This window comes from Microbacterium oleivorans (genome assembly GCF_013389665.1).
GTDB classification, from domain to species: Bacteria; Actinomycetota; Actinomycetes; order Actinomycetales; family Microbacteriaceae; genus Microbacterium; species Microbacterium oleivorans_C.
Window position 1 is genome coordinate 2,128,490 of sequence record NZ_CP058316.1, and the last position, 14,261, is coordinate 2,142,750.

General features: G+C 72.7%; 12 protein-coding genes and 1 tRNA gene. 5 read left to right on the plus strand and 8 right to left on the minus strand.

The window, feature by feature from the left end; translation table 11 throughout:
* Positions 1-77 precede the first annotated feature (77 nt).
* Both HW566_RS10110 and HW566_RS10115 read right to left on the minus strand, forming a co-directional pair.
* A complete protein-coding gene (locus tag HW566_RS10110; protein WP_178012562.1) occupies positions 78-968 on the minus strand; it encodes a transglutaminase family protein in 891 nt (296 codons plus the stop codon).
* On the minus strand, positions 965-3,487 hold the full coding sequence (locus tag HW566_RS10115; RefSeq protein WP_178012563.1) for a circularly permuted type 2 ATP-grasp protein: 2,523 nt from the start codon (positions 3,485-3,487) through the stop codon (positions 965-967). The genes HW566_RS10110 and HW566_RS10115 overlap by 4 nt, the downstream gene beginning before the upstream one ends.
* 137 nt (positions 3,488-3,624) lie before the next feature.
* Here HW566_RS10115 and HW566_RS10120 point away from each other — a divergent pair, with 137 nt between their 5' ends.
* The 3 genes from HW566_RS10120 to HW566_RS10130 all read left to right on the plus strand — a co-directional run bounded on the left by HW566_RS10120 (position 3,625) and on the right by HW566_RS10130 (position 5,528).
* Entirely contained in the window at positions 3,625-4,068 is a 444-nt protein-coding gene (locus HW566_RS10120; RefSeq protein WP_256728953.1) for an amino-acid N-acetyltransferase, read from the plus strand.
* A gap of 45 nt (positions 4,069-4,113) precedes the next feature.
* Complete coding sequence (locus tag HW566_RS10125) at positions 4,114-4,797, plus strand: hypothetical protein (RefSeq protein ID WP_178012565.1); 684 nt, start codon at positions 4,114-4,116, stop codon at positions 4,795-4,797.
* A 323-nt stretch (positions 4,798-5,120) separates the two neighbouring features.
* Positions 5,121-5,528 carry a dehydrogenase gene (locus tag HW566_RS10130; protein WP_178012567.1) on the plus strand — a complete coding sequence of 136 codons (408 nt, stop codon included), beginning with the start codon at positions 5,121-5,123 and terminating at the stop codon, positions 5,526-5,528.
* Between the two features lie 643 nt (positions 5,529-6,171).
* Here HW566_RS10130 and radA read toward each other — a convergent pair.
* The 3 genes from radA to HW566_RS10145 all read right to left on the minus strand — a co-directional run bounded on the left by radA (position 6,172) and on the right by HW566_RS10145 (position 9,597).
* Positions 6,172-7,539, minus strand: coding sequence for a DNA repair protein RadA (radA, locus tag HW566_RS10135; RefSeq protein WP_178012569.1), 1,368 nt, complete (start codon positions 7,537-7,539; stop codon positions 6,172-6,174).
* A gap of 190 nt (positions 7,540-7,729) precedes the next feature.
* On the minus strand, positions 7,730-8,686 hold the full coding sequence (locus HW566_RS10140) for an L-lactate dehydrogenase (protein WP_178012571.1): 957 nt from the start codon (positions 8,684-8,686) through the stop codon (positions 7,730-7,732).
* Between the two features lie 143 nt (positions 8,687-8,829).
* Entirely contained in the window at positions 8,830-9,597 is a 768-nt protein-coding gene (locus tag HW566_RS10145; RefSeq protein WP_178012573.1) for an SDR family oxidoreductase, read from the minus strand.
* A 101-nt stretch (positions 9,598-9,698) separates the two neighbouring features.
* On the opposite strand from HW566_RS10145, the gene HW566_RS10150 reads away from it, so the two are divergent.
* Positions 9,699-10,550: a helix-turn-helix transcriptional regulator gene (locus HW566_RS10150; protein WP_178012575.1), complete on the plus strand. Its 852-nt coding sequence runs from the start codon at positions 9,699-9,701 to the stop codon at positions 10,548-10,550.
* Between the two features lie 118 nt (positions 10,551-10,668).
* Here HW566_RS10150 and HW566_RS10155 read toward each other — a convergent pair whose 3' ends face one another.
* Entirely contained in the window at positions 10,669-12,060 is a 1,392-nt protein-coding gene (locus tag HW566_RS10155) for an MFS transporter (protein WP_178012577.1), read from the minus strand.
* A gap of 70 nt (positions 12,061-12,130) precedes the next feature.
* On the opposite strand from HW566_RS10155, the gene HW566_RS10160 reads away from it, so the two are divergent.
* Positions 12,131-12,221 (plus strand) — tRNA-Ser (locus tag HW566_RS10160).
* Between the two features lie 109 nt (positions 12,222-12,330).
* Here the strand turns inward: HW566_RS10160 and HW566_RS10165 are convergent.
* The gene (locus HW566_RS10165) at positions 12,331-13,257 is read right to left on the minus strand and encodes an SDR family oxidoreductase (RefSeq protein ID WP_178012579.1); all 927 of its coding nucleotides are present in this window, start codon (positions 13,255-13,257) and stop codon (positions 12,331-12,333) included.
* 129 nt (positions 13,258-13,386) lie between these two features.
* The gene (locus HW566_RS10170; RefSeq protein ID WP_178012580.1) at positions 13,387-14,226 is read right to left on the minus strand and encodes a helix-turn-helix transcriptional regulator; all 840 of its coding nucleotides are present in this window, start codon (positions 14,224-14,226) and stop codon (positions 13,387-13,389) included.
* Positions 14,227-14,261: the final 35 nt, after the last annotated feature.

A 14,261-nucleotide genomic window follows, 5' to 3' on the forward strand; every position in this document is an offset into this window, starting at 1 on the left:
CCTCGGTCGCGGAGCCTTGCGGTACTGCCGCGGGCTCAGGAAAGAGGGGGCGGCGCGCGGCTCGGCCGGTCTCGCGCTCAGTGCTGCGGGGGGAGCGGGGCGACGTCGACCGAGACGCGCAGGGTCGAGGTCTTGGCCTCGGTGAAGATGATGCCCTTGACGGGGGAGACGTCGCCGTAGTCGCGGCCCCACGCCACGGTCACGTAGCGGTCGTTCGCCCACTGGTCGTTCGTGGGGTCGATCGCGAGCCACTGGTCGGTGCCGGGCAGCCAGACCGCCAGCCAGGCGTGGGACGCGTCGGCGCCGAACACGCGCTCCTTGCCGGGAGGCGGCTGCGTCGCGAGGTATCCCGAGACGTACCGGGCCGCGACACCGTGCGAGCGCAGGCATGCGAGGGCGACGTGCGCGAAGTCCTGGCACACCCCGGCGCGCTTCTCGAGCGCATCGCCGACGGTGCTCGTGACGGTGGTCGCGGTGGCGTCGTAGTCGAAGTCGGCGTGGATCCGGCGCATGAGGTCGGTGGCGGCCTCGCCGATCGGGCGCCCGGGCTCGAGCGACACCGCGCCGTATGCGGCGGTCGCAGCCGACTGCGCCACGCGCGGCGACGGCATCGAGAACTCGGCCGCGCGCCACGCGCCCTCCTGGTGCGGATGCTGCAGCGGGCGCGCGAGCTCCCACGGCAGGCCCAGCGCTGCAGCGTCGTACTCGGGGGCGCGCACGGTGACCTCGCTCGACGACTCGATCGAGAGGGCCTCGTGCGGGTCGGTGAGGTGGAAGTACGTCGACCAGTTGCCGAAGTAGTCGGTCTCGCGGTGCAGGTCGCCGGGATCGGGCGAGACGACCACGGCGGCATCCCGCACCTGCTGCCACGGCAGCTCCCGAGGCGTCAGGTGGAACTGTCCGACGCTGTCTTCGACGGCATCGCTGTAGGTGTAGGCGGTGCGATGCCACACGCGGTACTGCTTCACGCGCGGGCCTCCATGAGCTCCTCGATGAGGGAGAGCGACGACAGCGCCACCGGCGGCGGACCGCTCTCGAAGTGCAGCTCGTGCACAGCCTCGCCGAGCTGCTCCAGCTGCGCCGTCAGCTCGAGCAGCAGGTCGGCGAGCGAGGTGCGGATGCCGTCGGATGCGGTGGTCAGGCCGTCGGCGTCGATGCCGTCGACGAGGGATTGCAGATCTTCGAGAAGCCGCTCGGGACGGGTCGACCCCGTCGACGCGGGGGCGGCGGCCAGATGCGTGCGGAGCTCGACGAGGGCGAAGGCCACCGAACGGGGGTTCTCGCGGTCTCGCAGCAGCAGGTCGAGGACGTCGCCCAGGCGGACCGCGCCCCGGTAGCGCCGGCGGTGGGTGACGATGCTCTCCGACGCCGCCAGCACGCCCTCGAGCACCGCGCGTTCGGTGCGCGTCTCATGGCGGGCGACCGCCACCTGTAGCAGGTGGCAGACCTGCAGGGCGCGCTCGACGAAGCGGCCGGCCTCGATGAGGTGCCACCCCGCGTCGCGCATCATGTTCGCCGTCACACCCTGCAGCGACAGGATGACGGTGAGCATGCGCCCGGCCGACTCCGCCGTGCGGTGCGCGTGCGGCGAGGCCCGCAGCGCACGCGAGGCCCGCTCGATGCCCGCGAACACGCGCCACGTGTCGCCCGAGAGCTGATCTCGCACGCCTTCGAGGGCGTCGCGCAGGCGGGCGATCGCGTGCGCCGTCGACCCGGCGCGCGCGGGGTCGAGCAGCAGCGAGCGGAAGTCCGCGTCGGCATCGGCTGCGTCGCCGGGGCCGGCCAGACGGTGGATGCCGTCGCGCAGCACCCGAGCGCTGGTGTGGGTCGCCCGGCCTGCGCCGGCGAGGTCGATCTGCTGCTGGGCGGTGATGATGAGGCGCAGCAGATCCTCGGCGCGCTCGGCGTAGCGCCCTGACCAGAACATGTCCTCGAGCGCCCGCGGTGCGACGCTCGGGGCGCTCCGGCCGCCCGGCAGCGGTGCGATCTCGGTGAGGCCCTGGTCGGCGTCGCCCTCAGCCGCCTTCAGCACCCAGACGTCCTTGGTCGTCGGGGTGGCGTCGGGGTGTTCGCGCACCGTGGCGAGCCCGCCGAGCAGGGGGCGGTACGACGAGCCGTGCCGCAGCGTGAAGGCGCGGAAGATGAGGGCCCGCGCGCGTGCACCGTCGCCCGACCACACCGGGGCCTGCGAGAGGGGCAGCACCTCCTGGCCGACGTACCGGTGGGGAGCGGCGGCGATGCGGGCGGCGACGTCGTCGGCATCCATCCCGGCCAGCTCGCGCCGCGAGCCGTCGATCGAACGCACGAACAGTCCGGGGTCGCCGGCGCGGACGCGCGCCAGCACCGTCGCGCGCGCCTCGTCGTCGCCGCACCACCACGTGGGCACGCCCGGCAGGCGCAGCTGCTCGCCGAGCAGGGCCTCGCACGCGGCCGGAAGGTAGGGGAGCAGCGCGGGGTTCTCGAGCACGCCCGAACCGAGGCCGTTCACGAGGCGCACCGCGCCCCGCCGCACCGCCTCGGTGAGGCCGGCGACCCCGAGGCGCGAGTCCGAGCGCAGCTCCAGCGGGTCGCACCACTCGGCGTCGACGCGGCGGAGGATCACGTCGACCTGTTCGGTGGGCTCGCGGCGCGGCCACCCGGTCGGCTTCATCCACACACGTCCTCGGCGCACGACGAGGTCGCTGCCCTGCACGAGCGGGAGGCCCAGGCCCCGCGCGAGGAAGGCCTGATCGAACGCGGTCTCGGAATGCGGCCCGGGCGTCAGCACCACGATGCGGGGCTCGTCGACCCCCTCGGGTGCCGACGCGACGAGCGTCGCGTGCAGCGCCGAGAAGTACGGCTCCATGCGGTGGGGATCGCTCTGCTGGTACAGGTCGGGCAGCACCTGCGAGATGACCCGGCGGTTCTCCATGGCGAACCCCAGACCCGAGGGCGCCTGCACCCGGTCGGCGAGCACACGCCATTCGCCGTCGGCGTCCCGGCCCAGGTCGGTTCCCGACAGCAGGAGCGGATGCCGGTCGGCGCCGGTCTCGCGGGCGACGGGACGCAGGAACCCGGAGTGCCCCAGGACGGCCGCCGCCGGCACGATGCCCGACGACAGCAGCGTCTGCGGGCCGTAGAGGTCGGTGAGCACCGCGTTGAGGACCTCGGCGCGCTGGGCCAGCCCGATCTCGAGCCGCGCCCAGCTCGCCGCATCCACCACGAGGGGGACGGGATCGAGCTGCCACGGCTGGGCGCCGGTGTCGGGGCGCACGTAGGTGACACCGTCGTCGGCGAGGAAGCGGGTGATCTCACCCTCGACACGGCCGAGCTCGGTCGGCGTCAACGCGAGCGCGAGCCCTGCGAGCGACTGCCATGCCGGCCGCAGCCCTCCCTCGGCATCGACGACCTCGTCGTACCGTGCGGGGTCGATCCCGTCGGACGGAAGCGACGCCAAGGGCAGTGTCGGCTGGGACACTGCGGCTGCGTAGTCGCGGAGCACGCTCACGTCGGCACTCCAGGGAGGGTGGGATCTCGGGCTGAAGCAACCCTACCCGCGCGCACTATCGTTGAGGCGTGACTTCCGACGACCCCGCCTTCATCGTCCGTCCGGCGCGGGCGGGCGACGTGCGCGGCATCCGGGCCATGCTCGAGCCGTGGGTGCAGCGGCGGATCCTGCTCGGCAAGGACCTGGTCGTGCTGTTCGAGTCGGTGCAGGAGTTCGTCGTGGCCGAGGCCGACGGCGAACTGGTGGGATGCGGTGCCCTGCACGTCATGTGGGAGGACCTGGGCGAGGTGCGCACCCTCATCGTGGTCGACGAGTGGCTGCACCGGGGCGTCGGCGGCGCGATCGTCGACCGCCTCGAGGCGGGCGCCCGCGAGCTCGGCCTGTCGCGCCTGTTCTGCCTCACGTTCGAGGTCGACTTCTTCGCCCGGCGCGGCTTCGACGTCATCGGCGAGCAGGTCGTCGACGCCGACGTCTACTCGCAGCTGCTGCGCAGCCCCGACGAAGGCATCGCGGAGTTCCTCGATCTCGCGCACGTCAAGCCCAACACCCTGGGCAACACCCGCATGCTCAAGCGCCTCTAGGCGTGCCGCGGCAGCCGCGTCGAAGCGGCGGCCTACCCTGGGCAGATGACCGACACGCCGCCCCGACGCCGTCCCTCGCCTGCGGTCTACCGTCGGCGACGCCTCGTGCTGCTGCTCGTCGTCCTGCTCGTCGTCGTCGCCGTCGTGCTCGCGATCTGGCGGCCCTGGGAGGGCGCCGCCGCCGAGAACGCCCCCGCCCCGGCATCCGCACCGTCGGGCACCGCGAGCGCGCCGTCGTCGCCGTCGGGGCAGCCCTCCGACAGCGCGTCCGACGCCGCGGCATCCCCCGACGCGCCGCAGCCGTCGGCCGATGCGACCGCGCCGGAGGTCGAGCCCTGCTCCGCCCGGTCGGTGCAGGTCTCCGCGGTCACCGACAAGGACGCCTATGGCACCGGCGAGCTCCCGCAGCTGTCGATCTCGCTGACCAACGCCGGCGACGACCCCTGTCTTCTGAACGTGGGCACCGCGACGCAGAAGCTCACGGTCTCGAGCGGCCCGGATGTGTGGTGGCGCTCGACCGACTGCCAGAGCGAGTCCAGCGACCAGGTGGTTCAGATCGACCCGGGCCAGACGGTGTCGAGCGTCACGCCGATCTCGTGGGACCGCACGCGCTCCTCCGTCGAGACGTGCGACGGCGACCGGCCCGCCGCGCCCGCCGGATACTTCAACCTCGCCGTCGAGATCGGCGGCCTCGCCGCCCAGCAGGACCGCCAGTTCGTGTTGCGCTGACCGCGCGGTGGCGACGGTCGGCGGGTGACCGGAGCCGGTGTCGAGTGAGACTTTTCTCACCCGCCGGAGGGCGACAGCCCGAGAGCGCGGTCGTAACCTTGAGTCAGCTCCCGGAGATATCACCGCTGTCCCCAGCAGCGAGATGTCGTGAAACCCCCCAGTGCCGCGACGACGGATCCCCAGCTCCGGTGAGCAATGGGCCCTCTCGATTTTTTCAGTCCCCAATGAAGAGTTCGAGAGGGCCCCTTCTCGTCTCGGCGTGCGCGAGGGCCGACGGCGTCTTCGCCGGGTCGGTTCGGCGTACGTTCTCGTAGGCTGGACGGATGGCTGGAAAGAAGCGCGACGCGAAGAAGGCGCTGCCCGAGTTCCGCAACCCGCAGCTGGCCGACGCCCTGCAGACCCAGGACATGGCAGCCCTCGCCTTCGCTCTGCGTCACGGGCCCACCGTCGTTCCGCTCATGCGCCCCGGTGACCGTGACGACCTGCGTGACGTCGGCGAGATCTGGACGTATCGCGACCCGGGCACGGGAGAGGTCGCACTGCTGCTCTTCAGCGACGCGGCTCACAAGCCCGAGGCGCTCCCCGCCCACGTCGCACTGCAGTCGCCCGCTGGGCTGCGGGCATTCCTCAGCGCCCACGAGTCGGCCATCACCACGGTGTTCTTCGACATCGCCGGGCCCCACCCGATGCAGGCCGCTCCCACCGACGTCATCGCGGCTCTCGACGCCTGAGGTCCGGGCCCGGGCGGGGGTTGGCGGCTGGGCTGGGCTGGGCTGGGTGAGGTGCTGGGCTGGGTGAGGTGCTGGGCTGGGTTGGCGCTTCGCGCCGCGTCGAGCCCCGGGTAGGGGCGGGTGCTGTCAGGTGAAGGCTTGCTGGTGCGCGGCCTCGCGTGCTGGGTTGGCGCTTCGCGCCGCTTTGAGCCCCGGGTGGGGCGGGTGCTGTCAGGTGAGGGTCCGAGGCGTGGCCGCGCGCTTGTGCTGTGGCTGGCCGGGCGCTGGGTTGGCGCTTCGCGCCGCGTCGAGCCCCGGGTAGGGGCGGGTGCTGCCAGGTGGAGGCTCGCTGCGCGCGGCCACGCGCGCTGGGCTGGCGCTCCGCGCCGCTTCGAGCCCCGGGTGGAGGCGGGTACTGCCAGGTGAGGGTCCGAGGCGTGCGGCCTCACGCGCTGGGCTGGCGCTTCGCGCCGCTTCGAGCCCCAGGTGGGGGCCGGGTGCTGTCAGATGAAGGCCAGGCGTGGCCTGGTGCTCGAACGGTGGCTGGCCGCGCGCTGGGGTTGGCACTTTACGCAGCATCGAGCCGCGGGTGGCGGCGGATGGTGCCCAGTGAAGCCCATGCCGTGCGGGGGTCACGCGCGCAGGACGTCCGAGCCCGGGCGGGTCAGAAGTCGGGAGAGCCTTCGGACGCTCCGGGGGGCTGCCGCACCTGCAGGTCGCGCATCGCCCCGCCGATGGTGCGCGAGGATGCATCGACCACCGCACGGTATCCCATGCGCTTCGCCTCGGACTGGCGCTGGTTCGACTGCGTCACGGGTCGGATCTCGCCGGCGAGACTGAGCTCGCCGAACGCGGCCACCTGCCGCGAGATGGCTCGATTGCCGACGGCTCCGGCGATGGCGATGGCGATGGCGAGATCGGCCGCGGGCTCGACGAGACGGACGCCGCCGACCGTCGAGACGTAGACGTCCTGGTCGCTCGTGATGGCGACGCCGCGCTTCTCGAGCACGGCGAGGATCATCGCGACGCGGGCGCTGTCGACGCCGCTCACCACCCGCCGGGGATTGGGTGCCCCGGTCTTCAGCGTCAGCGCCTGCACCTCGACCGGGAGCGCGCGGCGCCCCTCGAGCGCGATCGTGACGCAGGTGCCGGGAACCGGATCGCCGTGCCCGAGGAACAGGGCGCTCGGATCGGGCACCTCGGCGATGCCGTCGCCGGTCATATCGAAGCATCCGACCTCATCGGTCGGGCCGAAGCGGTTCTTGAGCGCTCGGACGAACCGCAGCGACGTCTGCCGATCGCCCTCGAACTGGCAGACGACGTCGACGAGGTGCTCGAGCACGCGGGGACCGGCGATCGAGCCGTCCTTGGTGACATGGCCGACGATCAGCACGGGGAGGTCGCGTTCCTTCGCGATGCGGATGAGCGTCGAGGCGACCTCGCGCACCTGGCTGGGCTGCCCGGCGACGCCGTCGGAGAGCGATGACGAGACCGTCTGCACCGAGTCGACGATGAGCAGGTCGGGCCGGACCTCATCGACGTGACCGAGGACCGTCGCGAGATCCGTCTCGCTCGCGAGGTACAGCGCGTCGTGCAGCGCGCCGGTTCGTTCGGCGCGCAGGCGCACCTGACCGAGGGACTCCTCGGCACTGACGTAGAGCACGCGCCGGCCGGACCGCGCCGATTGCGCCGCGACCTCGAGCAGCAGTGTGGACTTGCCCACCCCGGGCTCGCCCGAGAGGAGGATGGCCGCCCCGGGGACCACTCCGCCGCCGAGCACACGGTCGAACTCGCCGACACCGCTCGAGCGGCGCGGTGCCTCACTCGTGTCGATCTGGGTGATCGGTCGCGCAGCGCGCGCTGCGCCGGGGCTGACGGCCGTCATCGTCGAGGTGATGCCCGTCTGCGTGGCGGCCTCGACGACGGTGCCCCACTGCTGGCATTCGCCGCACCGGCCGACCCACTTCGCCGTCGTCCAGCCGCACTCGGTGCAGCGGAACGCCGTGGTGGGGGCGGGACGTCGCGAGGCCATGCGTCCAGGGTAGGCCGCGCCTCCGACATCCCGCGCTCACCGCGCGTGCGCGGTACACGCGTCGGACCGGCGGTGCGGATGCCGTCCGCCCCAGCCTCCGGGGCGACAGCGGCACCGCCGATCCGTCAGGGGTGTCACCGGCTGGGCGTCGACCTCGGCCCGGCGTCCGAGGCCGGGTCCGGGCGGACGGTCAGCCGCGGAGCGAGGCGGCGACCTCGCCGAGCGCGCCGGCGGAGTGCCGGAAGAGCTCGAGCTCGCCCTCGGAGAACTCGATCTCGCGAACGGGGAAGGCACCCCGGCGGTTGACGACCGACGGCACCGACAGCGCCATGCCGTCGACCCCGTGGAAGTCGCGCAGAACGGTCGACACCGGCAGCACGGCGTCCTCGTCGCGGAGGATCGCCTCGACGATCCGCGCGCTCGAGAGCCCGATGGCGTAGTTGGTGGCGCCCTTCCCCTGGATCACCTTGTACGCGGCGTCGCGCACGTCGATCGCGATCTGGTCGAGCTCCTCAGCGGTGAACTTCGGCTGGCCGTCCAGCGGCACCCAGTCGAGGATCGGCACGGTGCCGATGGTCGCGTGCGACCACAGCGGAAACTCGGTGTCGCCGTGCTCGCCGACGATGTAGGCGTGCACGCTCGAGATCGAGACCCCCGCCCGGCGGGCGATCTTCCACCGCAGGCGGGAGGTGTCGAGCACCGTCCCCGAGGCGAAGATGCGCTCCGGGGGAAGACCGGTGGCCTCCTGCGCGAGAACGGTGAGCACGTCGCACGGGTTGGTGACGATGACGAAGGTCGCGTTCGGGGCGACCTCGAGCAGCTGCGGCATCATCGAGGCGATGATGCCCGCGTTGACCCCGGCGAGCTCGGTGCGGGTCTGGCCGGGCTTCTGCTTCGCGCCCGCGGTGATCACCACGACGTGCGAGCCCTCGGCGACCGAGATGTCGGAGCCGCCGGTGATGTCGCTCGACCCGGTGAACTGCGCACCGTGGGCGAGGTCGAGCACCTCGGCCTCGGTCTTCTCGGTGGCGATGTCGTAGAGGGCCACGTGGCGCGCCGATCCGCGGATCAGCGCCGCGTAGGCGACGCTCGATCCGACGGCGCCCGCGCCGACGACGGTGAGTTTGGAGTTCTCGATCGCGCTCATGCCCTCAGTCTGGCAGTGCCGCCTGTGCGCGGCTACCGGCCCGAGCCGGACTTCACGGACTGTGCCGCCGAAGCGTGCCGCCGATGGCACAGTCGGCGCCGTCGGCCGGCCCGTCGCGTTCCCCGCCCTCCTCACCGCGACGCTCAGCGCCGCGCGTGCGGATCGTTCGCATTGAGCGTCGCGACGACGCGGTCGTAGTCGCCGCGCGCCTCGCCGTGACGCAGGAACTCGACCCGCTCGACCAACACCTCCCGCACATCGGGGTCACGCTCGAGGATGGTCATGACCTCTGCGACGAAATCGTCCAGCGGCAGGGCCTGCGGGTTCTCGGCGTGGCCCGGCATCAGGTCGGTCTGCACCGCGGGCGGGACGAGCTCGATGACGCCGACGGAGGTCGCGGCGTACTGCAGACGCAGCGACTCGCTCAGCATGTGGACCGCCGCCTTGGTGGCGTTGTAGCTCGGGGTCGCCGCCAGCGGCGCGAACGCGAGCCCCGACGAGACCGTCATGATCGCGGCATCCGGTCGTTCGAGGAGGTGCTCGATGACGGCGCCGATCAGCCGGATGGGGCCGAGCAGGTTGGTCGTCACGGTGCGCTCGGCGTTCGCGACGAAGCCCGCGGGGGTGGTCCAGTCCTCGGCGGCCATGACGCCCGCCATCGCCACCAGGACGTCGAGGTCGGGATGCCGCGCGATCACCTCGGCGGTGGCGCGCTGGATGGATGCCGCATCCGCGGTGTCGATCACGACTCCATCGATCGCGGGGTGCGATCGGCGGAGGTCGTCGATGAGCTCGCGCCGACGCCCGCCGACGATGACGGTGTTGCCACGCGCCTCGAGCGCGATCGCGAGCGCGCGGCCGATTCCGCTCGTCGCGCCGGGGATGAAGATGGTGCGTCCGGTGATGTCCATGCCGACGACTCTCGCCGCCCGACCCCGCGGCATCCAGGCACCGTCGACCGGGGGATCGGCGATCCCTGGATGCCGCGGACGGCGGAGGGCAGGATGGGGGCGTGGACAGGGCGGCGTTGGCGAGCTTCCTCCGTGCGCGCCGCGAGCGGTTGCGACCGGAGGACGTCGGGTTGCCCGCGGGTGCGCGGCGGCGCGTCGAGGGGCTCCGGCGCGAGGAGGTGGCCCAGCTCGCCCTGATGAGCGTGGACTACTACACCCGACTCGAGCAGGAGCGCGGGCCGCAGCCGAGTCCGCAGATGCTCGCCTCGCTGACGCGGGCCCTGCGTCTGTCGCGGTCGGAGCGCGATCATCTGCACCGCCTCGCGGGCCACGTACCACCGGAGCGCTCGGGCAGCGCCGACCACGTCGCACCGGCTCTGCAGCGTGTGCTCGACCGACTCGGCGACGTCCCGGCGCTCATCATCTCGGAGCTCGACGAGACGCTCGCGCAGAACGACCTCGCGCGCGCGATCTTCGGGGCGCGAGAGCTGCGCACCGGTCCGGAGCGCAGCGGGGCATGGAGCTGGTTCGCGCATCCCGCCGCCGAGCGTGCGGTCTACCCGGCGTCCGAGCACGCCCGGCAGAGCCGAGCGGTCGTCGCGAACCTGCGGGCCGTCGCCGGTCGCGGTGGGCCCGCCTCGCGGGCAGCTCGGCTCGCGGCCGACCTGCGCACGCGAAGTGCCGAGTTCGCCGGGCTCTGGGACCTCGAGGAGGTCGCCGAACGGTTCGCCGACCACAAGGTGCTCCTCCACCCCGCGGTGGGTGAGATCGAGGTCGACTGCCAGGCGCTGTTCACGGAGGACCGCTCGCAGGCGCTGCTCACCCTCACTCCCGAGCCGGGCAGCGACGCGGCCGAGAAGCTGCGGATGCTGGCGGTGCTCGGCCCGCTCGCCACGGAGCGCTCGCCGCGCTGACCTCGCCGCCGGTTTGCTCGCTCGCCGAGCGGGGCGGCGCTAGGTCCAGGGCCGGGGGTCCGGGGCGCGCGAAGGTGGCACGGCGGCTGGGTTGAGCCCGCGGGCTCCCGGCGGGGCGTCACTTCTGCGGCCGGGCGGGGGCTTCCTCGCGGGGGGAGGGCAGGCTCCGGATGCCGGCGAAGGCGACGAGCCCGCCGACTGCCATGAGCACCGCGGTGACGACGGCCGCGCGATGGAAACCGGCGAGGTCGAGGCTGCCGCCGACGATGGGCGCGAGGAAGGCGATGACCACGAGCCCGGCGACACGGGCCACGGCGTTGTTGACCGCCGACGCGATGCCCGAGCGATCCGCGTCGATCGCGCCGAGGATGGTCGAGGTCAGCGGGGAGACGGTCGCGGCCAGTCCGAGCCCGAAGACGACGAGGCCGGGGAGCACCTGCCACCAGTAGTCGAACGACTCGTCCACGAGAAGCAGCAGCAGCGCGCCGCCGGCCATCACGAGCGGGCCGAGCGTCATGAAGACCCGCCCGCCGACGCGTTCGGCGAGCGAACCCGCCCACGGGCTCAGCGCGATGAGCAGCACCGTGGTCGGCAGGCTCGCCAAGCCCGCGAGGGTCGCGCTCAGCCCCGCGCCCTGCTGCAGGTAGACGCCCACGACGAAGCCGTTGAGCGAGAGCGCGGCATAGACGAACAGGGTCGCGAGGTTGCCCGTCCAGTAGTTCCGCGCCCGGAACAACCCGAGCGGGAGGATCGGATGCCGCGTCGTCCGCTGCCGCCACAGGAACGCCGCGAACATCGCGGCGCCTCCGGCCAGCGGCATCCAGATCGCCGGTGAGGCCCACCCGAGGTTCGGCTGCTCGATGAGCGCGAAGACCATGCCGCCGAGGCCCGCCGTGCACAGGAGCGCGCCGACCCAGTCGATCCCGGCGTCGGGCTCGCGCTCGTCGTGGACGGGAAGCCGCGTCACGAGCCAGAGCGTCACCGCCACCGGGAGGACGTTGATCAGGAACGCGAACCGCCACGACAACAGGTCGACGAACACGCCGCCCAACAGTGGACCGACGAGCGATGCACCGGTGGTGAAGGCCGTCCACAGTCCGATCGCGCGCGAGCGCTCATGGCCCTGGAGGAGCGAGGTGATCAGCGCCAGCGAGCTGGGCACGAGGAAGGCCCCGGCGGCGCCCTGCGCTGCCCGGGCGATCACCAGGAACAGGGGATCGGGCGCGAGGCCGACCGCGATCGAGGCGACGCCGAAGCCGATGAGGCCGATCCGCAGCACGAGCAGGCGCCCGTACGCGTCGCTGACCGACCCCGCCAGCAGGATGAGCGACGACAGCGTCAACAGGTAGGCATCGACGGCCCACTGCTGGGTCGTCAGGCCTCCGCCGAGCTCGCGTTCGATGGCCGGAAGAGCCACGTTGACGATCGTGCTGTCGAGGAAGGCGACGGATGACGCGAGCGACGCGATCGCGACGATGAGCGCTGTTCTCGGGGCTGCAATTCGCGTCACGGTGTCACGCTACGCCCGTCGGGGCGGTCGTGGTTCGCGGCGGCGTCCGAGATGTCGTAAGCTGGTCGGCGGTGACGTGTCCGAGCGGCCGAAGGTGCAACTCTCGAAAAGTTGTGTAGGGTAACCCCCTACCGTGGGTTCAAATCCCACCGTCACCGCCAGAAAAACCCCCGATCTTCGGGGGTTTTTCCATGTGATCCGCGGTCATGGCGCCCGGGATGCCGCTCGGCCGACGCCCCATCGGGTAGCAGCGACCCGCGCCCCACCCCGTCAGACCGCGAAGCGCTTGCCGATCATCTGCACCGAGGCGTCCCAGAGGCGCGGCCCGTCGGCGAGGTCGCGGAAGGGCGCCCAGAACTCCTGCCGACGCGGGGCGCCCGCGATGACGCGACGCGGGCCGTAGAACTCGTCGCCGCGCGAATCGGGACCGGCGGCCGCGAGCAGGGCGGGCTCGGCAGCGCTCGCCACGGTGCCGGCGAGTCCCACGCGCGAGAGAGCGACGATGAGCGATCGCTCGCGCTTCGCGCGTGCGCGGCCCATGCCGGGCTGTGCCGCGAGCAGGTTGGTGGGGCTGACCCCGGGATGCGCGATGTTGCTCGACACGCCCCATCCGCCGGCGCGGCTGCGCGCATCGAGCTCGCGGGCGAAGAGGGCGACGGCGATCTTCGACTGCCGGTACGCGGCCATGTCGTCGTAGCCCTCCCGCCAGTCGAGGTCGTCCCCGTGCAAGCCGCCGGAGCGTGCCGCGATGCTCGTCTGGTGCGTCACCCGCGCTCCGCCCGCGCGCAGCAGCGGCAGCAGGCCGAGGGTGAGCGCGACATGGCCGAGGTGATTGACGCCCCACTGCAGCTCGAAGCCCTCGGCGGTGGGCTGCCGCGAGCCGGGGTTCATGACGCCGGCGTTGTTGACGAGCAGATGCACCGGGCGCCCCTCGGCGACGAGCGCGCGGGTGAAGGCCGCGACCGAGTCGAGCGAGGCGAGATCGAGCGGACGTGTGGTGACCTGGGCGCCCGGCACGGCCCGACGGATGCCGTCGAGGGCGGCGTCGGCCTTCGCGGGCGATCGCGCCGGCAACACGACGGCTGCGCCGGCGGCGGCCAGACGGGTCGCGATCACCCGGCCGATGCCGTCAGTCGCTCCGGTGACGACAGCGAGCCGCCCGTGCAGATCAGCGAGGGGAGCAGTGGCGCGGGTCATGGTTCCTCCATCGTTCGGTCGAGCCGCCGTGGCCCGCTCGACCCATGCTGGGCGCCGCCGCCCGCGGCATCCAGAGCCGGATCATCCACTGATCGCCGAGTCCACCCTGGGGTGGTGCGCGGGCGGGGTTCAGGCCTCGGCGCCGGCGCCGATGACGGCCAGCAGCTGCAGCTTCTCGTGGCTCTCGCTGCCGGGGGCCGCGGTGTAGACGAGCAGGCGGTGCGACTGGTCGGGGTCGAGCAGGGTCTGGCACTGCAGCTCGAGCGCCCCGACCTCGGGATGCCGGAACCGCTTGACCTCGGGCGGGGCGATCCCGACCTGCTGCCCGTCCCACAGCACGCGGAACTCGGCACTGCGCTCCCGGAGCGACGCCGCGAGTGCGGCGGCGCGCGACGACGGGCCGCGCAACGCCACGATCTCGCGCAGACCGCCGGCGTACACGCGCGAGAGCAGGTCGTGATCGGCGTCGTCGTAGGCGGCCCGCGACGACGCGTCCGTGAACCAGCGGTAGCCGAGGCTGCGCGCCTCGCCGGTGTGCCGGGTCGCGTCACCGACGAGGGCGATGCTGAGGGGCGTCTGCCGCAGAGTCTCGCCGAGCTCGGTCACGATCTCGGCGGGGGTGTCGTGCAGGCGGTCGAGGATGCGCAGCAGCCCGGGGCTGACGTGACCGCTCGCGGGTCCCCGGCTCGGGGCCGCGTGTCCGGCGAGCCGGAACAGGTGGTCGCGCTCGCCGAGAGTCAGGTGCAGGCCCTGCGCGATGGCGGCGAGCATCTGCTCGGATGGGCGGGGTCCGGTGCCGCGCTCGAGTCGCGCGTAGTAGTCCGCCGACATGTTGCAGAGGGCGGCGACCTCCTCGCGGCGCAGCCCGGGCGTCCGGCGCCGCTGGCCGCGCAGCAGGCCGACGTCCGACGGCTGGAGCGCTTCGCGTCGCATCCTCAGGAACGCCGCGAGGGTCTCTCGATCGATCATCTGTCGTTCGCCTTCCGGGATCGGGCGGTGCGGCA